20 protein-coding genes are annotated in these 18,277 nt (G+C 58.3%); 15 read left to right on the plus strand and 5 right to left on the minus strand.

The window, feature by feature from the left end; genetic code table 11:
• Positions 1 to 153: 153 nt before the first annotated feature.
• Positions 154 to 1,152 (minus strand): class 1 fructose-bisphosphatase, encoded by a 999-nt coding sequence (gene fbp / locus V7Q49_RS20675; RefSeq protein WP_333854795.1) that lies wholly within the window; start codon positions 1,150 to 1,152, stop codon positions 154 to 156.
• Positions 1,153 to 1,331: 179 nt separating this feature from the next.
• Between fbp and mpl the strand changes: the two genes are divergently transcribed.
• A complete protein-coding gene (gene mpl, locus V7Q49_RS20680; RefSeq protein ID WP_333854796.1) occupies positions 1,332 to 2,705 on the plus strand; it encodes a UDP-N-acetylmuramate:L-alanyl-gamma-D-glutamyl-meso-diaminopimelate ligase in 1,374 nt (457 codons plus the stop codon).
• A 106-nt stretch (positions 2,706 to 2,811) separates the two neighbouring features.
• On the opposite strand, the gene yjgA is transcribed toward mpl, so the two are convergent.
• On the minus strand, positions 2,812 to 3,363 hold the full coding sequence (gene yjgA, locus V7Q49_RS20685) for a ribosome biogenesis factor YjgA (protein WP_333854797.1): 552 nt from the start codon (positions 3,361 to 3,363) through the stop codon (positions 2,812 to 2,814).
• Positions 3,364 to 3,458: 95 nt separating this feature from the next.
• On the opposite strand from yjgA, the gene pmbA reads away from it, so the two are divergent.
• Positions 3,459 to 4,811 carry a metalloprotease PmbA gene (pmbA, locus tag V7Q49_RS20690; RefSeq protein WP_333854798.1) on the plus strand — a complete coding sequence of 451 codons (1,353 nt, stop codon included), beginning with the start codon at positions 3,459 to 3,461 and terminating at the stop codon, positions 4,809 to 4,811.
• A 54-nt stretch (positions 4,812 to 4,865) separates the two neighbouring features.
• Positions 4,866 to 5,249, plus strand: coding sequence for a cytochrome b562 (gene cybC / locus V7Q49_RS20695; protein ID WP_333854799.1), 384 nt, complete (start codon positions 4,866 to 4,868; stop codon positions 5,247 to 5,249).
• A 70-nt stretch (positions 5,250 to 5,319) separates the two neighbouring features.
• Here cybC and V7Q49_RS20700 read toward each other — a convergent pair whose 3' ends face one another.
• Positions 5,320 to 5,475: a Hok/Gef family protein gene (locus tag V7Q49_RS20700; protein ID WP_142488002.1), complete on the minus strand. Its 156-nt coding sequence runs from the start codon at positions 5,473 to 5,475 to the stop codon at positions 5,320 to 5,322.
• 417 nt (positions 5,476 to 5,892) lie between these two features.
• On the opposite strand from V7Q49_RS20700, the gene V7Q49_RS20705 reads away from it, so the two are divergent.
• The 12 genes from V7Q49_RS20705 (at position 5,893) to V7Q49_RS20760 (ending at position 15,149) form a co-directional block, all read left to right on the plus strand.
• The gene (locus tag V7Q49_RS20705; protein WP_106994092.1) at positions 5,893 to 6,231 is read left to right on the plus strand and encodes a glycine dehydrogenase; all 339 of its coding nucleotides are present in this window, start codon (positions 5,893 to 5,895) and stop codon (positions 6,229 to 6,231) included.
• Between the two features lie 10 nt (positions 6,232 to 6,241).
• Positions 6,242 to 6,604, plus strand: a complete 363-nt coding sequence (locus V7Q49_RS20710) for an SFCGS family glycine-rich protein (RefSeq protein WP_002437459.1) — start codon at positions 6,242 to 6,244, stop codon at positions 6,602 to 6,604.
• A gap of 2 nt (positions 6,605 to 6,606) precedes the next feature.
• Positions 6,607 to 6,906: a DUF4312 family protein gene (locus V7Q49_RS20715; RefSeq protein ID WP_333854800.1), complete on the plus strand. Its 300-nt coding sequence runs from the start codon at positions 6,607 to 6,609 to the stop codon at positions 6,904 to 6,906.
• A 22-nt stretch (positions 6,907 to 6,928) separates the two neighbouring features.
• Positions 6,929 to 7,705, plus strand: coding sequence for a DUF4311 domain-containing protein (locus V7Q49_RS20720; protein WP_333854801.1), 777 nt, complete (start codon positions 6,929 to 6,931; stop codon positions 7,703 to 7,705).
• 13 nt (positions 7,706 to 7,718) lie between these two features.
• The gene (locus tag V7Q49_RS20725) at positions 7,719 to 8,360 is read left to right on the plus strand and encodes a DUF4310 family protein (protein ID WP_142488005.1); all 642 of its coding nucleotides are present in this window, start codon (positions 7,719 to 7,721) and stop codon (positions 8,358 to 8,360) included.
• Positions 8,361 to 8,402: 42 nt separating this feature from the next.
• On the plus strand, positions 8,403 to 9,536 hold the full coding sequence (locus tag V7Q49_RS20730) for an amidohydrolase/deacetylase family metallohydrolase (RefSeq protein ID WP_333854802.1): 1,134 nt from the start codon (positions 8,403 to 8,405) through the stop codon (positions 9,534 to 9,536).
• The gene (locus V7Q49_RS20735; protein ID WP_333854803.1) at positions 9,520 to 10,638 is read left to right on the plus strand and encodes a DgaE family pyridoxal phosphate-dependent ammonia lyase; all 1,119 of its coding nucleotides are present in this window, start codon (positions 9,520 to 9,522) and stop codon (positions 10,636 to 10,638) included. The genes V7Q49_RS20730 and V7Q49_RS20735 overlap by 17 nt, the downstream gene beginning before the upstream one ends.
• Positions 10,635 to 11,375, plus strand: coding sequence for a 2-dehydro-3-deoxy-phosphogluconate aldolase (gene dagF, locus V7Q49_RS20740; protein ID WP_333854804.1), 741 nt, complete (start codon positions 10,635 to 10,637; stop codon positions 11,373 to 11,375). Before V7Q49_RS20735 ends, dagF begins: the two co-directional genes overlap by 4 nt.
• Before the next feature lie 113 nt (positions 11,376 to 11,488).
• Positions 11,489 to 12,625, plus strand: a complete 1,137-nt coding sequence (locus V7Q49_RS20745) for a lactonase family protein (protein WP_333854805.1) — start codon at positions 11,489 to 11,491, stop codon at positions 12,623 to 12,625.
• 19 nt (positions 12,626 to 12,644) lie between these two features.
• Positions 12,645 to 14,555: a BglG family transcription antiterminator gene (locus V7Q49_RS20750; RefSeq protein ID WP_333854806.1), complete on the plus strand. Its 1,911-nt coding sequence runs from the start codon at positions 12,645 to 12,647 to the stop codon at positions 14,553 to 14,555.
• Between the two features lie 77 nt (positions 14,556 to 14,632).
• Positions 14,633 to 14,875, plus strand: a complete 243-nt coding sequence (locus tag V7Q49_RS20755; RefSeq protein ID WP_333854807.1) for a type II toxin-antitoxin system RelB/DinJ family antitoxin — start codon at positions 14,633 to 14,635, stop codon at positions 14,873 to 14,875.
• Positions 14,865 to 15,149, plus strand: coding sequence for a type II toxin-antitoxin system RelE family toxin (locus V7Q49_RS20760; protein WP_333854808.1), 285 nt, complete (start codon positions 14,865 to 14,867; stop codon positions 15,147 to 15,149). The genes V7Q49_RS20755 and V7Q49_RS20760 overlap by 11 nt, the downstream gene beginning before the upstream one ends.
• Before the next feature lie 3 nt (positions 15,150 to 15,152).
• Here the strand turns inward: V7Q49_RS20760 and nrdG are convergent, their stop codons facing one another.
• A complete protein-coding gene (gene nrdG / locus V7Q49_RS20765; protein ID WP_333854809.1) occupies positions 15,153 to 15,617 on the minus strand; it encodes an anaerobic ribonucleoside-triphosphate reductase-activating protein in 465 nt (154 codons plus the stop codon).
• A gap of 168 nt (positions 15,618 to 15,785) precedes the next feature.
• On the minus strand, positions 15,786 to 17,924 hold the full coding sequence (nrdD, locus tag V7Q49_RS20770; protein ID WP_333854810.1) for an anaerobic ribonucleoside-triphosphate reductase: 2,139 nt from the start codon (positions 17,922 to 17,924) through the stop codon (positions 15,786 to 15,788).
• Between the last annotated feature and the right edge of the window lie 353 nt (positions 17,925 to 18,277).

Genomic DNA, 18,277 nt, shown 5'->3' on the forward strand with positions numbered 1-18,277 from the left:
GCAAGGGACATGAGGTGAACGGAACCACCACCAGAGCCGCATGTTCCCCCTCACCCTAACCCTCTCCCCAAAGAGGAGAGGGGATCCGTCCGTGCGAATATTATTTGTGGGGATCCCTCAGGCCGAATGGCCCCTTTTGATCAAACTTACCCATCAGGCATCCGGGTATTCACGGATTAAGCGTTCAACGTCTTCCACCATATGATCGTTGCCGACGAAGAACGAGCGGCGCTGGTGCAGACTCTCAGGAATGATATCCATAATCCGCTCTTTGCCGTCGCTGGCTTTACCGCCCGCCTGCTCGGCGAGGAAGGCCATCGGGTTGCACTCGTACAGCAGGCGCAGTTTGCCTTCCGGGTGGCTGGCGGTGCTTGGGTAGAGATAGATCCCACCTTTCAGCAGGTTACGGTGGAAATCCGCCACTAGGGAGCCGATATAGCGCGAGGTGTACGGACGCTGGGTCTCTTTATCCTCTTCCTGGCAGAATTTGATGTATTTCTTCACGCCCGCCGGGAATTTAATGTAGTTCCCTTCGTTGATGGAGTAGGTGCTGCCTTTCTGCGGGTAGCGCATGCGCTCCTGGCACAGGCAGAACACCCCCAGAGACGGGTCGTAGGTAAAGGCGTGCACGCCGCAGCCGGTGGTGTAGACCAGCATGGTGGAGGAGCCGTAAACCACATAGCCCGCCGCAACCTGCTTGTTGCCCGGCTGCAGGAAATCTTCTTCGGTTACCGGCGTGCCGACAGGGGTGACGCGGCGGTAAATGGAGAAAATCGTGCCGACAGAGACGTTAACGTCGATGTTGGAAGAGCCATCCAGGGGATCCATCAGAACGACATATTTTGCGTGTTCACATCCTTCAAAGACCACGATTTCGTCTTCTTCTTCCGAGGCGATCCCCGCAACAATGTCGCGTGCGCGCAGTGCCGCTTTCAGTTTTTCGTTCGCGAACAGATCGAGTTTCTGTTGAACTTCGCCCTGCACGTTTTCAGCACCGCTGGCACCCAGGATATCGACCAGACCGGCCTTGTTGATATCGCGATGGATGATCTTGGCGCCCAGCTTTATTGCCGACAGCAAAGCAGTGAGTTCACCGGTAGCATGCGAGAACTCGTGCTGCTTTTCGACAATAAATTCACCTAACGTTTTCATAACACCTTCCCTGCATTGGATGTTGAGTAAAGTTGTTGATGCCCAACAATCTTAACAAACTTTCAAATCTTCGCGCAGAGGTGAATCGCGCCAGCTAAGTACAGATTTTCCTGAAATGCATTTCTCTGGTGCAGACATATGCGTAAAATGTGCGCCACATTGAAGAGGGATAGTGACGTATGCGCATTCATATATTGGGGATTTGTGGCACTTTCATGGGCGGCCTGGCTATGCTGGCGCGCGCCCTTGGCCATGAGGTGACAGGTTCGGACGCCAATGTGTATCCGCCAATGAGCACGCTGCTGGAAAACCAGGGCATCGATCTGATTCAGGGTTACGACGCCAGCCAGCTGGAGCCGCAGCCGGATCTGGTGATCATCGGCAACGCCATGACCCGCGGTAATCCGTGTGTAGAGGCCGTACTGGAAAGAAACATTCCTTACATGTCGGGCCCGCAGTGGCTGCATGACTTTGTCCTGCGCGATCGCTGGGTTGTTGCTGTAGCGGGGACGCACGGCAAAACCACCACCGCCGGGATGGCAACCTGGATCCTCGAAGCCTGCGGCTACCAGCCGGGCTTTGTGATCGGTGGCGTACCGGGGAATTTCGAGGTTTCTGCTCGCCTGGGCGACAGCCCGTTCTTTGTCATTGAGGCGGACGAATACGACTGCGCCTTCTTTGACAAGCGCTCTAAATTCGTTCATTACTGCCCGCGCACGCTGATCCTCAACAACCTTGAGTTCGATCACGCGGACATTTTTGACGACCTGAAAGCGATTCAGAAGCAGTTCCACCACCTGGTACGCATCGTGCCGGGCCAGGGGCGTATCATCCTGCCGGAAAATGACGTTAACCTGAAGCAGACCATGGCGATGGGATGCTGGAGCGAGCAGGAGCTGGTGGGCGAGCAGGGCCACTGGCAGGCGAAAAAGCTCACCAACGATGCCTCCCAGTGGGAAGTGCTGCTGGACGGTGAAAAGGTAGGTGAAGTTCACTGGGCGCTGGTGGGTGAACACAACATGCATAACGGCCTGATGGCGATTGCCGCGGCCCGTCATGTGGGCGTCATGCCTGCCGATGCGGCCAATGCGCTGGGATCGTTCATCAACGCCCGTCGCCGCCTGGAACTGCGCGGCGAAGCGAACGGCGTGACGGTGTATGACGATTTTGCCCATCACCCGACGGCGATCCTCGCGACGCTGGCAGCCCTGCGCGGCAAAGTCGGCGGCACGGCGCGTATTCTGGCCGTGCTGGAGCCGCGCTCCAACACCATGAAGATGGGGATCTGCAAAGATGACCTCGCCCCGTCGTTAGGCCGGGCGGATGAGGTCTTCCTCCTGCAGCCGCAGCATATTCCGTGGCAGGTAGCGGAAGTCGCAGAGGCCTGCATTCAGCCTGCGCACTGGAGTGCGGACGTTGACGTGTTGGCGGAGATGGTGGTGAAAACCGCGCAGCCGGGCGATCACATTCTGGTGATGAGCAACGGCGGGTTTGGTGGGATCCATCAGAAGCTGCTGGATGGTCTGGCGAAGAAAGCAGAAGCGGCAGAGTAATAATAAAGCCCGGTGGCGCTAACGCTTACCGGGCCTACAATTCGCACCATCCTGTAGGCCGGATAAGGCGTTTACGCCGCCATCCGGCAAACAGCATGCACGAGGATTAACCTTCGGCTTCCGCCAGTTCGCGCAGATACTGGAAGATCAGACGCGCAGACTTCGGCGGCTTATTCCCTTCTTTCTCTTTCTTCGCGTTACGGACAAGCGTGCGCAGCTGCTGGCGGTCGGCGTCCGGCCACAGGTTCAGCACTTCTGCCAGGGCGTCATCGCCGTTATCAATCAGGCGATCGCGGATCTGCTCCAGCTTATGGAACAGCGCAACCTGCTGGTTGTGGCGGTTTTTCAGCTTATCCAGCGCCTGGCGAATCGGCTCTACGTCGCGCTGGCGCAGCATTTTACCAATCAACTGAAGCTGGCGACGGCGGCCCTCTTTCTTGATGCGTTGTGCCAGTTCGATGGCGGCACGCAGATCGGGATCGAGCGGGATTTTATCCAGCGCGTTTTTACCCAGCTCTACCATTTCCGCACCAAGCTGTTTTAACTCTTCGGCGTCGCGTTTAATTTCACTTTTACTGACCCAGATGATCTCATCATCTTCGTCTTCGATGTCATCACCGGGAACGTCGTCGAGCCAGTCTTCGGGCTGCTTAGTCATGTCAGGCTCCTTAAAAAAAGAGGCTAATCTTACCAGTTTAGGCGCGTACTGAGAAACGGTTCTCTGATAGACTTCAGCTAACTACACCTTACATTATGGCATTTACGATGAAAGTGATCTCACAAGTTGCAGCGCAGCGTAAAGCACTGGAAGAGGCCGTCTCCATGGCTCTGGAGCTGGCGTCAGCGAAATCCGACGGGGCAGAAGTCGCCGTCAGCAAAACCACTGGCCTGAGCGTCAGCACCCGCTATGGCGAAGTGGAAACCGTTGAATTCAATAGCGATGGCGCGTTAGGGATTACTGTTTATCACCAGAACCGGAAAGGCAGCGCCTCCTCCACCGACCTCAGCCCGGACGCTATTGCGCGTACCGTACAGGCGGCGCTGGATATCGCCAGCTACACCTCTGCGGACCCTTATGCGGGCGTCGCAGACCGGGAATTACTGGCTTTTGAAGCCCCGGATCTGGATCTGTTCCACCCGGCAGAAGTAACCCCAGACGAAGCCATTGAGTTCGCGGCCCGGGCAGAACAGGCCTCCCTTAATGCCGATAAGCGCATCACCAACACCGAAGGCGGCAGCTTTAACAGCCACTACGGCATCAAAGTCTTCGGCAACAGCCACGGCATGCTGCAGGGCTACAGCTCCACCCGTCACTCCCTCTCCAGCTGCGTTATCGCTGAAGAGAACGGTGACATGGAGCGCGATTACGCCTACACCATTGGCCGCGCGATGGGCGATCTACAGTCGCCGGAGTGGGTTGGGGCGGAGTGCGCAAAACGCACATTGTCCCGCCTCGCTCCACGAAAACTGTCTACCATGAAAGCACCGGTGATCTTTGCCAATGAAGTGGCGACCGGGCTGTTCGGGCATCTGGTAGGTGCCATCGCCGGTGGCGCGGTATACCGTAAGTCGACCTTCCTGCTCGACGCGCTGGGCACGCAAATCCTGCCGGAATGGCTGACCATTGAAGAGCATCCGCACCTGCTGAAAGGGCTGGCCTCCACGCCGTTCGACAGCGAAGGCGTGCGCACGGAGCGTCGGGATATCATCAAAGACGGCATCCTGACCCAGTGGCTGCTGACCAGCTACTCGGCGCGCAAGCTGGGGCTGCAAAGCACCGGCCATGCGGGCGGGATCCACAACTGGCGTATCCCAGGCCGTGGCCTGAGCTTTGAGCAGATGCTGAAAGAGATGGGCACCGGGCTGGTGGTGACTGAGTTGATGGGCCAGGGCGTCAGCGGTATCACCGGGGATTACTCTCGCGGTGCGGCGGGCTTCTGGGTGGAAAACGGTGAAATTCAGTATCCGGTGAGCGAAATTACCATCGCCGGCAACTTAAAGGATATGTGGCGCAATATCGTGACCGTAGGTAACGATATTGAAACGCGCAGTAATATCCAGTGCGGATCGGTACTCTTACCAGAGATGAAGATCGCTGGTCAATGATACTCAAGCGCACTCCGGTGCGCTTTTTTTTGATAATAAAAAAGGAAGTGAGCAATGCGTAAAAACCTGTTAGCCATCCTCGCAGCCTCAACGCTGGTATTGAGTTCATCGGTGTTTGCCGACCTGGAAGACAATATGGACACCCTCAGCGAAAACCTGAAGGTGGTGCAGAAAACGGACAATGCGGCGGAAATGAAAGGCGCTCTGACCAAAATGCGTACTGCTGCGGTAGATGCCCAAAAAGAGACCCCGCCGAAGCTGGAAGGCAAAGCGGAAGAGAGCGCCGAGATGAAAGATTATCGTCACGGTCTGGAGACGCTGGTGGGCCAGATTGACGGCGCGCTGAAGCTGGCCAACGAAGGCAAAGTGAAAGAGGCCCAGGCGGCGGCCGACGAGTTTGTCACTACCCGTAATACCTATCACAAAAAATACCGTTAATGGGTGCCTGAGCCGCACGTCCTCTCCCCGTGTTGCGGAGGCGCACTAAACGCCTCCGCATGTTTGCTCCCTACGATCCGGAGCGACAGTCCATTTGCGCAATCACTTCAAGCGAACCGTTTCGAAAACGGATCTCGCACAGTGTCTTCCGCGTCACCAGCGTTAAGATGATTATTGTCAAAGAAATAATCATCAAAACCCCGATACTGGGATCTCTGCGTTTCATGGATGCCTCCTTGCTTTTAAAGCGGGCGAGGTAGCGAACTCCACGGTGTGACGTGTCGTTTCGGGCCCCCGCCCTGATTTTTAGTCAGGCGGGGCTTTCCACTTCCCGTCCCATGCATGAGACGGTCAGTCTCAAGCACCCACGGCCACTCTACCCAATCGGCATAAGAAAACCTTATCCAGCTCACATTTCTACGCGTCGGCTCGTAAACTTTTTCACTTCCATAACGCCGTTTTACCCGCGCAGGAGCGTGATATTCATCACGTAAATCCAGCGAAATATCATCATTCAGGCCAATTATGTGGCACAGATCACTGGTGCCGCTCTCCTTTCCACTTCGAAGTGGAAAACAACTCGCTACAAACCTGTAACCCCCGGCAGTAGTTTTATCCCAGAGCCAATAACGGGGTAAGACGAGTGATTAACGGAACGGTAATAAACGACACTGGAGACCAGGCGGCGCAAACTGAACAGCTGGCCGACACCATGCTCAAGCAGACGTTCACTCTGCTTAGTCATCACCACATTATCCCCAATGCCGTTCAGGAGCAGATGCTGACCTCCCACGTTCGCGCCATGGCGCACCGGTCGGTGACCGGCGAGCCGCTGCCGGAGGTCGAGGCCGACCTGTTCGACGAAATTTCACCTGAATCAATGCGGCTTGCCCGCGAAGTCGTGGCGCAGTTTGGCAACCTTCCTGACGAAGAAGCCTGGCTGCTCTCCGTTCACTTTGAAGTCGCAAAAGACAACCTTTAAGGAGCACATCATGGAACAAATTACAGTCGTTATCGGCGATCGCCTGGGTAAAGGTCAGAAGGTTGCAGCAGGTGTTGAAAAAGCGGGTGGCCGCGCCGTGGTGGTACCGGGCGTGGCGGCAGACATGAAGCTGGGTGACGTGATGAAGGCGGAAAACGCCACCTTCGGCATCTCCTTCTGCGGCAGCGGCGGCGCAGGTGCTATCACCGCTCAGACCAAATATGGCTACAAAGCGAAGTACGGCATGCGTTCGGTGGAAGAGGGCGTCACCGCCATCAACGAAGGCTGCAACGTGCTGGGCTTTGGCTTTATGGATAAAGAAGAGCTGGGCGAGCGTCTGGTGCAGGCGTGGCAGAAGAAGCACGGCGCATAAGCATGAAAGAGCAATTCACCACCACGGTGAGAGTAAAAGGCAAGGGTGACGCCAAAGCGCGCGCCTTTGCCGACGCGCTGAACCAGGTTCAGGCCGCGGTGATGAAAGCCTCACCGCATATCTTACTGCGTATTGAGCCACAGGATGTGCAGGTTGTTCAGGCGCAAGAAGCGGTGCGTAAAGAAGCCTTTCTGTTCTTCTTTTTGCGCCGGGAAAGACGCACCTACAGCGTGGAGCTGGACGTGACCGTCAACGTGACCGCCATCAATCTGGACCGGGTGGACTTTGTCGCGCAACGCTGATTCTTACTAATAGGGCAGACTAATGTTCCTGATAATTTTAATAAAATCGCTCATCATCGGCGGCCTGGTTGGCGTCGGCGTGGGCGCCGGGGCTGCACGCATGTTTCATGCGCCTACTACACAGGGTATGGGCGCGTTTCGTACGTTGGGGGAGCTGAACTCCTGTGAGGGCGATCCGGCATCCCACTTCTCCTTTGGGTTAGGCTTCTTCTTCAACGCCTGGGCCTCGTCGGTAGCGGCGGGTTCCTTCACCCAGGACGTTGACCACCGCATCATCCCGAACTGGGGTGCCGCGGCGCTGATGATCAAAAACCGCAACGTCGGCGAGACGCTGCACGATCCCCGCAAAATGGCGATTACCTGCGGCGTGATCGGCATAATCGTTGTCACCTTCCTGAACCTCACCGCCTCGTCCGTTCCTGCTGCGCTTCAGGTCACCGCCGTTAAGGTACTGGTGCCTGCCGCTAACCTGCTGGTGAACACCGTGATGCCGGTGATCTTCTGGCTGGCGGCCATCGACGCGGGTAAAAAATCGGGCTTCTGGGCCACCGTCTTTGGCGGCGCGGCGCAGCTGATTATGGGTAACGCCGTACCGGGCCTGGTGCTGGGTATTCTGATCGGTAAAGGCGTCGAAGAGAGCGGCTGGAACCACGTCACCAAAGTGATGATGGTCGCCATCGTATTGCTGTTCGTGCTGAGCGGCTTCTTCCGCGGCTTCGACATGAAGATGATTGAATCCTTCCATCTGACCGTGCCGAACTGGCTCGACATGATCCACAACTCGCTCAGCGGCAAGTAACAGGAGCCTCTAAATGGAACAGAATAAAGGTTTTTGGTATGCCGACTGGTCGTTCCCGATCTTCGTTGGCCTGCTCTCCTCCGGCGTGTTCGCCGGGACGCACATGTACTACCTCTACGGCATCGGTGCCTTTAACGAAGTGGCCTTCGTGGCAATGCTGAAAGCGGGCATCGATACCGGTGCCTACGGCGCGGTGGCGGCGTTCGGTGCCAGCTTCCTGTTCGCCCGTATTATCGAAGGCTCCCTGGTGGGGATCCTCGATATCGGCGGCGCGATCCAGACCGGCGTGGGCTTAGGCGTTCCGGCGCTGCTGCTGGGGGCGGGCATCATGTTCCCGGTGACCAACTTTATCGCCTCGCTGGCAACCGGCCTGATTATTGGTCTGGCGATTGGCTACATCATCATCCTGGCGCGTAAGTTCACCATCAACCAGAGCAACTCCACCTACGGGGCAGACGTGATGATGGGGGCCGGTAACGCCTCCGGCCGCTTCCTCGGGCCGTTGATTATCCTTAGCGCGATGACCGCGTCGATCCCCATCGGCATCGGTTCACTCTTAGGCGCACTGCTGTTCTACATCTGGCAGAAGCCGATTACCGGCGGTGCGATCCTCGGCGCGATGCTGTTGGGCTGGCTGTTCCCGGTCGCCCTTTAATACCCGCGGGCGCTCAGGCGCCCGCCTTATCAGGAGAACCCCATGTTTGATTTACTCCTGCGCCGTGCGCGCCTCACCGACGATACCCTGACCGATATCGCCATTCAGGACGGGAAGATCGCCGCGGTGGGCGACATCACCGATCCCGCACACCGTACCCTTGAGCTGAACGGTGACACTTACGTCAGCGCAGGCTGGATTGACTCCCACGTCCACTGCTACCCGAACTCCCCGATTTACCACGACGAGCCGGACAGCGTGGGCATTGCCACCGGCGTCACCTCCGTGGTGGATGCGGGCAGCACCGGAGCGGATGACGTGGACGACTTCTACAGCATCACCCGCAAGGCCGCCACCGAGGTGTTTGCCCTGCTGAACATCTCCCGCGTGGGGCTGATTGCCCAGAACGAGCTGGCCAATATGGCCAACATTGATGCCGACGCGGTGAAGCAGGCGGTGAAACGCCACCCCGATTTTATTGTTGGCCTGAAAGCGCGCATGAGCAGCAGCGTGGTCGGTGAGAACGGCATTACGCCGCTGGAGCGCGCCAAAAGCATCCAGAAAGAGAACGGCGACCTGCCGCTGATGGTGCATATCGGCAACAACCCGCCGAACCTCGATGAGATTGCCGAGTTGCTGAGTTCCGGCGACATCATCACCCACTGCTACAACGGCAAACCGAACCGCATCCTGACCCCTTCCGGCGAACTGCGTGCCTCTGTCACCTCCGCCCTGAAACGCGGCGTGCGTCTCGACGTGGGCCACGGTACGGCAAGCTTCAGCTTTGAGGTGGCGAAACGCGCCATCGCGATGGGCATTCTGCCGCACACCATCAGCTCGGATATCTACTGCCGCAACCGCATTAACGGCCCGGTGGGTTCGCTGGCCAGCGTGATGTCGAAATTCCTCGCTATCGGCATGTCGCTGCCGCAGGTGATTGAGTGCGTGACCGCCAACGCCGCCGACGGCCTGCGCCTGACCCGTAAAGGCCGCATTCAGCCGGGTCTCGATGCCGACCTGACGCTGTTCACTATTAAACGCCAGCCAACCGTGCTGACGGATGCCGAAAACGACAGCCTGCAGGCTGAACACATTCTGGTGCCGCTTGCCGCGATCCGCGCGGGCAAGGGCTACATGACCGAACAAGGGAGCACGGAACATGCCTTCAATTTTTGAGAAATACAATTTAAAACAGGTGATTAACACCTCCGGGCGCATGACCGCGCTCGGCGTCTCCACCCCGCGCCCGGAAGTGGTGCAGGCGGCGATGGACGGCATGAACCAGTACTTCGAGATGAAGGATCTGGTCAACAAAACCGGGGAGTACATCGCGAAGCTGCTGGAGGTAGAAGGGGCGACCGTGGTCTCCTGCGCCTCGGCGGGCATCGCCCAGTCGGTGGCGGCGGTGCTGGTGAAAGACAGCGACTGGCTGCTGGAGAACCTGCACGTCACCCCGATTGAGAACAACGAGATCGTCCTGCCGAAAGGCCACAACGTTAACTTTGGTGCCCCGGTCGGTACCATGGTGGCGCTGGGCGGTGGCAGGCTGGTGGAAGCGGGCTACGCCAACGAATGTTCCGCCGATCAGCTGGCGGCGGCGATCACCCCGCGCACCGCGGCGATCCTCTACATCAAATCCCACCACTGTGTGCAGAAGAGCATGCTCAGCGTGGAGCAGGCGGCGGTTGTGGCGCGTAAGTACGATCTGCCGCTGATCGTCGACGCGGCGGCGGAAGAAGATCTGCACGCTTACTACCGTTCCGGCGCGGACCTGGTGATCTACAGCGGCGCGAAGGCTATCGAAGGGCCAACCAGCGGCCTGGTGATCGGCAGAACCCAGTACGTTGAGTGGGTAAAACGCCAGACGGCGGGCATTGGCCGGGCGATGAAGGTGGGTAAAGAGGGCATTCTTGGCCTGACCTGCGCCATCGAACACTACCTGACGGCGACCAAAGAGAGCGGCGATGAGATGGTGGCGAAAATGACCCCGTTTATCGATGCGCTGAATACGCTCAACGGCGTGACCGCCCGTGTGGTCTGGGACAGCGCGGGCCGCGACATCGCCCGCACCGAGATCAAGTTTGACGAAGCTACCACCGGCGTCGGCACCGGCGACCTGGTGCATGCGCTCAAGCAGGGCGAATACGCCATCTACTTCCGCGGCTACAAGGCCAACGAAGGGATCATCGAAGCCGACGTGCGCAGCGTCAGCGCTGACCAACTGAATATCGTCTATCGCCGCATCAGCGAAGTATTAGGCCAGGAGAAAAAGGCATGAAACTGACCCCCAATTTTTACCGCGACCGCGTCTGCCTGAACGTGCTGGCCGGATCCAAAGCCAACGCCAGCGCCATCTATGAAGCGGCGGAAGGCCATGTGCTGGTGGGCGTGCTCTCCAAAAACTACCCGGACGTGGACAGCGCCGTGGCCGATATGCGCGAGTATGCTCAGCTTATCGACAACGCCCTCTCCGTCGGCCTGGGCGCAGGCGACCCGAACCAGTCGGCGATGGTGAGTGAGATCTCGCGCCAGGTGCAGCCGCAGCACGTCAACCAGGTCTTCACCGGCGTCGCCACCAGCCGCGCGCTGCTGGGGCAGAGTGAATCCGTGGTTAACGGTCTGGTCTCCCCGACCGGCACCGTCGGCATGGTAAAAATCTCCACCGGCCCGCTGAGCAGCGCGGCCCCGGACGGTATCGTCCCGGTTGAAACCGCGATTGCTCTGCTGAAGGATTTCGGCGGCAGCTCGATCAAATACTTCCCGATGGGCGGCCTCAAGTGCCGTGACGAATACAAAGCGGTGGCAGAAGCCTGCGCCCGTCACGACTTCTGGCTGGAGCCGACCGGGGGCATCGATCTGGAGAACTATGAAGAGATCCTGCAGATCGCCCTGGACGCGGGCGTGAGCAAGATCATCCCGCACATCTACAGCTCGATCATCGACAAAGCCAGCGGCAATACGCGTCCGGAAGACGTGCGTACCCTGCTGGAAATGACGAAGAAGCTGGTGAAGTAAAACCTGCCCCTCACCCTAACCCTCTCCCAAAGGGAGAGGGAACCTTTACCCCCTCTCCCTTTGGGAGAGGGCCGGGGTGAGGGGAAATACCGCACATATCCAAAGGAGCCACCATGCACACCCGTAACCTGCTTGTCGCTTCACTCTCAATGCTCGCCACCGCCGCTGTCGCCCAGACCCAATACGCCTGGGTGGGCACCTACAACCCCAACGGCGAAGGGCTGTACCGCTTTTCCGTTGACCCGCAATCCGGCGCGCTCGGCAACAAAACGCTGGTGAGTAAACTCCCGAACGCCGCGCAGTTAACCGTCTCGCACGACGGCAAAACGCTGTATCTGGCAAGCGAAGTGGAGCAGGGCGTGGTGCAGGCGCTGCGGGTCGGCGATAACGGCGAGCTGAGCGAGCTCAATCAGGTGGCGTCCGGCGGGGCGGGACCGGTCTATCTTTCCCTGACGCCGAACGGCCAGCACCTGCTGGTGGCGAACTACGTCAGCGGATCGATTGCGGTTCTGCCGATCAAGGCAGACGGCAGTCTGGGCGAGGCGACGGATAAACAGCAGGATCAGGGCGAACCGGGCGCGGCAAAACCCGAAGCGGCGGCAGAAGGCAGTTTCGCCATCAGCGATCATAACGGCCCCCATGCGCACATGATCGCCGCCGATCCGAGCGGGAAATACGTCTTTTCCACCGATCTGGGGCTGGATCGGATCTATCAGTACCGTTTTGACGATCGGAGCGGAAAACTGACCCCGAACGATCCGCCGTTTATCAGCGCCTCCTCGAAAGGTGCCGGGCCGCGCCACTTCGTCTTCACGCCAAAAGGGGATGCCCTGTGGCTGATTAACGAAGAGGCGTCTACGCTGACCCATTATGCCGTGCAGGCCAACGGCACGCTGAAAGAGGGCAAGACCGTCTCTGCGCTGCCAGCAGGTTACAAAGGCACCAGTTTTGCCGCCGGGCTGGCACTCAGTGCCGATGGAAAGCAGCTGTATGTCGCTAACCGTTTGCATAACAGCATCGGGCACTTTACCGTAACGGCGGAGGGCACGCTGACGCATCAGGACGATATCTGGACGCGCGGTGATTACCCGCGCACCCTGACGCTGGATAAACAGGGACGCTGGCTGTACGTCATGAACCAGCGCAGCGACAACATCACTCGTTTCCGCGTGGCGCAGGACGGCAAGCTGAGCTTTGAGCCCGACTATACCCCGGTCGGCAGCCCATCCCAGATGGTCATTTCACCCTAAGCTGTAAGAGGACAACCCCGTGAGATTTCCCAACCAACGTTTAGCGCAACTGTTTGAGATGTTGCAGAACGAAACGCTGCCTCAGGACGAACTGGCGCAACGGTTGTCGGTCTCCACGCGTACCGTCCGGGCTGATATTACCGCGCTCAATGCGCTGCTGGCGGGAAACGGGGCGCAGTTTATCCTCAGCCGCGGGAACGGCTATCAGCTTAAAATCGACGATCGGGCCCGCTACCAGCAGCTGCAGGATTCCCACCCGCGCACGCTGCGGATCCCGCGTACCGGCCCGGAGCGGGTGCACTACCTGGTGGTGCGCTTTCTCACCTCGGCCTTCTCCCTCAAGCTGGAAGATCTGGCCGACGAGTGGTTTGTCAGCCGCGCCACGCTGCAAAGCGATATGGCCGAGGTGCGGGAGTGGTTTCACCGCTACCGCCTGACGCTGGAGACCCGCCCGCGCCACGGCATGAAGCTGTTTGGCAGTGAGATGGCGATCCGCGCCTGCCTGACCGATCTGCTGTGGCAGCTGGCGCAGCAGGACAATCTCAACCCGCTGGTCACGGAGGTGGCGCTGAATGCCGGCGTGCCGGAACAGCTCGCCGCGGTGCTGCATGAGACCTTCACCCGTCACCACATTCGCCTGACCGACGAGGGCGAGCTGTTTTTGCGCCTCTACGGTGCGGTGACGGTGCGACGCATCAGCGAAGGCTATCCGCTGCCGGAATTTAACGCCGAAGAGGTGGCGGAGAACGTGCGCGATGCCGCGCGGGATATCGCCAGCGCCATCGCCCGGCTGGCGGATAAAACCCTTTCGCCCGCGGAAGAGACCTGGCTGGGCGTGCATATCGCCGCGCGCCAGGTGCAGGAGATCTCCCCCAGCGCCATCAACGCCGATGATGAAGAGGCGCTGGTGAACTACATCCTGCGCTACATCAACACCCACTATAACTACAACCTGCTCGACGACACCCAGCTGCATGCGGATCTGCTGACCCACATAAAGACCATGATCACCCGCGTGCGCTACCAGATCATGATCCCCAATCCGCTGCTGGATAACATCAAGCAGCACTACCCGATGGCCTGGGACATGACCCTTGCCGCGGTCTCCAGCTGGGGGAAATACACGCCGTATGTGATCAGCGAAAACGAGATCGGTTTCCTGGTGCTGCACATCGGCGTCGGGCTGGAGCGCCACTACAACATTGGCTATCAGCGCCAGCCGCGGGTGATGCTGGTCTGCGACGCGGGCAACGCGATGGTGCGGATGATCGAGGCGGTACTGCAGCGCAAATACCCGCAAATTGAGGTGACGCGCACCCTGACGCTACGGGAGTATGAGCAGTGCGAGAGCATCAGCGAAGATTTTGTCATCTCTACCGCGCGGATCGCGGAAAAAGCCAAGCCGGTGGTGCTGATCGCCCCGTTCCCGACCGACTATCAGTTAGAGCAGATCGGCAAGCTGGTGCTGGTGGACAGAACCCGCCCGTGGATGCTGGATAAGTTCTTCGACGCCAGCCATTTCCGGGTTATCGATCGGCCCATCGACCAGCAGACGCTGTTCCGCGAGCTGTGCGGCCAGCTGCAGGAGGAGGGGTTTGTTGACGCAGAATTTCTCGACTCGGTGGTCGAGCGTGAGGCCATCGTCAGCACCCTGCTCGGCGACGGCATCGCCCTGCCGCACTCCCTCGGTTTGCTGGCGCAAAAAACCGTGGTCTACACCGTGCTGGCCCCGCAGGGGATTCAGTGGGGCGACGACACCGCGCACGTCATCTTCCTGCTGGCGATCAGTAAAAGCGAGTATGAGGAGGCGATGGCGATCTACGATATCTTCGTCACCTTCCTGCGCGAACGGGCGATGACCCGGCTGTGCGGCTGCCACGACTTTAACGAGTTTAAAAACGTGGCGATGGCGTGTTTGAGCCGATTTTGAGAGGCGTTATCCAGAATTCGATGTAATGCGAATGTAATGCTAAACTGCATTACAATTTCATGTTTACCGGAGGCATAATGGCCACGCTTAACGTCCGTCTGGATGACAAACTCAAAAACGAGGCTTATGCCGTGCTGGAAAAACTGAACATCACCCCAACGGAAGCCGTCCGGCTTCTGTTCCAGTATGTCGCCGAAAATGGCCGTATGCCGGTCAAAACCGTAACAGTGAGCGACAGCGAAGATGAACTGATCAGGACGGTCAGGGAACGGCTGGCGGATCCGCAAAAAGGGATCAAGGTTAGTCTGGATGACTTATGAGCTTGAATTTGATCCACGTGCGCTAAAGGAGTGGCAGAAGCTGGGTGAGACCGTTAAGAGACAGTTTAAAAAGAGACTGGCGATCGTACTGTCCAACCCGCGTATAGAGTCTGCCAGGCTCCATGACTTACCGGACTGCTACAAAATAAAACTCAACGCGTCCGGTTATCGGCTGGTGTATCAGGTCAGGGATGAGGTCATCACCGTTTTTGTGGTCGCAGTGGGAAAACGGGAAAAATCAGCCGTCTACCGCGACGCCAATCAGCGGCTTTAAGACTCAACGCAAATGATGCACCACCTGATTACTGCTGCCGCGCCAGATAAGCATCGGATCTTTCAGATCCTGCACAAACTTGCCGTCGATCAGCACGTTGATCAGGTCCACCACCTGCATCTGGGCGTCGCTTAATTCATCCAGCTTGTAGCCGGTCCACACCCAGATATCTTTGCCTGCGCACTCCGCGCGAATGCGCTGCACCAGCTTCAGAATCTCCGGCACGTTCTGTGGATGCAGCGGATCGCCGCCGGAAAGGGAGATCCCCTGGCGTTTGATGCGCGTGTCGTTGAGATCGTCGATGATCCGCTGTTCCATTTCTGCGGTAAACGGCATCCCGGAGTTTAGCCGCCAGGTGCTTTTGTTGTAGCAGCCGGGGCATTCATGGATGCAGCCGGAGACAAACAGGGTGCAGCGAGTGCCGGGACCGTTAACGATGTCGACGGGGTAGTATTGATGGTATCGCATAGAAGTCGTCCAGAAAGTCGTGCGCGCTAAGACCCTCACCCCGGCCCTCTCCCTAAAAGGGAGAGGGGGAAAAGCAAACCTGCACCTGGATGTCGATAATCTGCTCGATCGGTTCCCTCTCCCCTATGGGGAGAGGGTTAGGGTGAGGGGAAGAATCGCTCGGCGAAATTAACCGATCTGCCCATTCCCCAGATGCTTAACCCGGCGCTTCACCTCTTCCTGCTTGCCGGCGTTGAACGGACGGGCGTCCGGGCTGCCGAGGTAACCGCACACGCGGCGGGTCACGGAGACGCGGGCGGCGTCGTGATTACCGCATTTCGGGCAGGTGAAGCCTTTGCTGGTGCATTCGAACTCACCGGTAAAGCCGCACTCGTAGCACTCGTCGATAGGCGTGTTGGTGCCGTAATACGGCACGTGCTGATAGCTGTAATCCCACACGTCTTCCAGCGCCTTCAGGTTGTGCTGAATGTTCGGGTATTCGCCGTAACAGATAAAGCCGCCGCTCGCCACCGGTGGGTAGGCCGCCTCAAAGTCGATCTTGTCGTACGGGTTGACCTTCTTCTCCACGTCGAGGTGGAAGCTGTTGGTGTAGTAGCCCTTGTCGGTCACTCCCTCCACCACGCCAAACTCGGCGGTATCCAGGCGGCAGAAGCGGTCGCACAGGTTTTCGCTCGGGGTGCTGTAGAGGCTAAATCCGTAGCCGGTTTCGTCTTTCCACTGGTCTACCGCGTCGCGCAGGCGCTGGACGATAGCGATGCCTTTCGCACGCAGGGCCTCGCTGTCGTAGACGTGCTGGTCCCCGAACAGGGCGTTAATGGTTTCGTGAATGCCGATATAGCCCAGCGAAATGGACGCGCGGCCGTTTTTGAAGATCTCCGACACGTCATCGTCCGCCTTCAGGCGCACGCCGCAGGCCCCTTCCATATAGAGGATCGGGGCGACACGCGCTTTGACCCCTTCCAGACGGGCGATACGGGTCATCAGGGCCTTACGCGCCAGCAGCAGGCGCTCGTCCAGTAGTTTCCAGAAGGCGGCTTCGTTACCTTTGGCTTCCAGGGCGATGCGCGGCAGGTTCAGGCTGATCACGCCGAGGTTGTTACGCCCATCGTGGATCTGCTCGCCGTTTTCATCTTCGTACACGCCGAGGAAGCTGCGGCAGCCCATCGGGGTTTTGAACGAACCGGTGACTTTCACCACCTGGTCATAGTTCAGAATGTCCGGGTACATGCGCTTGCTCGCGCACTCCAGCGCCAGCTGTTTGATGTCGTAGTTGGGATCGCCAAACTTGTGGTTCAGGCCGTCGCGGATGGCGAACACCAGTTTCGGGAACACCGCCGTTTTGCGGTTTTTGCCGAGACCGGAAATGCGGTTGCGCAGAATCGACTGCTGGATCAGACGTGATTCCCAGCAGGTGCCCAAACCAAAGCCGAAGGTGACGAACGGCGTCTGACCGTTGGCGGTATGCAGGGTGTTCACCTCATACTCCAGCGACTGGAAGGCGTCGTAGCACTCTTTCTCGGTGCGGGAGCGGGCGTAACCCTCCGCATCCGGGATCTGCCACTCTTCCGCCGTCTGGCGGTGCTTGTTATAGCTGGCGGTAACAAACGGGGCCAGCACCTCGTCGATCCGGTTGATGGTGGTGCCGCCGTAGATATGGCTGGCGACCTGGGCGATGATCTGCGCCGTGACCGCCGTGGCGGTAGAGATCGATTTTGGCGGCTCAATCTCGGCGTTACCCATCTTGAAGCCGTGGGTCAGCATGCCCTTCAGGTCGATCAGCATGCAGTTGAACATCGGGAAGAACGGTGAATAGTCGAGATCGTGGTAGTGAATATCCCCGCGCTCGTGGGCCTGCACCACGTCGCGCGGCAGCAGGTGCTGGCGGGCATAGTGCTTGGCGACGATACCGGCCAGCAGGTCGCGCTGGGTGGGGATCACTTTGCTGTCTTTATTGGCGTTTTCGTTAAGCAGCGCAGAGTTGGTCTGTTCGACCAGACCGCGGATCTCCTGGTTCAGGCGGCCACGTTTTTCACGTTCGATATCCCGGTCGTGACGGTACTCAATGTAGGCGCGGGCCAGCTGCTTATAGGGGCCCGACATCAGCTGGTTTTCCACCGCGGTCTGGATTTCGTTGATATCGACCTTGCTGCGGTTTTGCATCTGATTACTGACAACTTCTGCGACGGTGGCGCAGTAATCTGCGTCATCGACTCCCGCTGCTTTAGCTGCACGCAGAATGGCTTCCTGGATGCGCTCTGATTTGAAAGGCACGTTGCAGCCATCTCGTTTCATCACATGCGGTGTCATGATCACTCCATTTTAAGAACAGGTTATCCACAGAGGCAGGGAAAGGGGCCCGGTCCGTAACTGTCGACTCGTGCGCGATTTCTCCTGATATCGACCCTTTTTATCCACAATTTTGAGCAGTGTGGTTGGCATCGTCTTGTGGCAATAATAGACGACGAATACAACATCTTGGGTCGGCGAGCATTCTAAGTTCTATATATAGTGATTTGCATCAAACAAGTTTGCGATTTATTTGATTCAGGACAAGGTAAAAAACGAAGTGTACAGATGACGGGCGATCCGCGGTTTGTAAATTCTTCAAGCGCTAATCTGGTTGATTTTCCATCAAAAAAAGCGTGCGCCGGGCAACCCTG

This window comes from Leclercia sp., from assembly GCF_036780805.1.
Taxonomy (GTDB): domain Bacteria; phylum Pseudomonadota; class Gammaproteobacteria; order Enterobacterales; family Enterobacteriaceae; genus Enterobacter.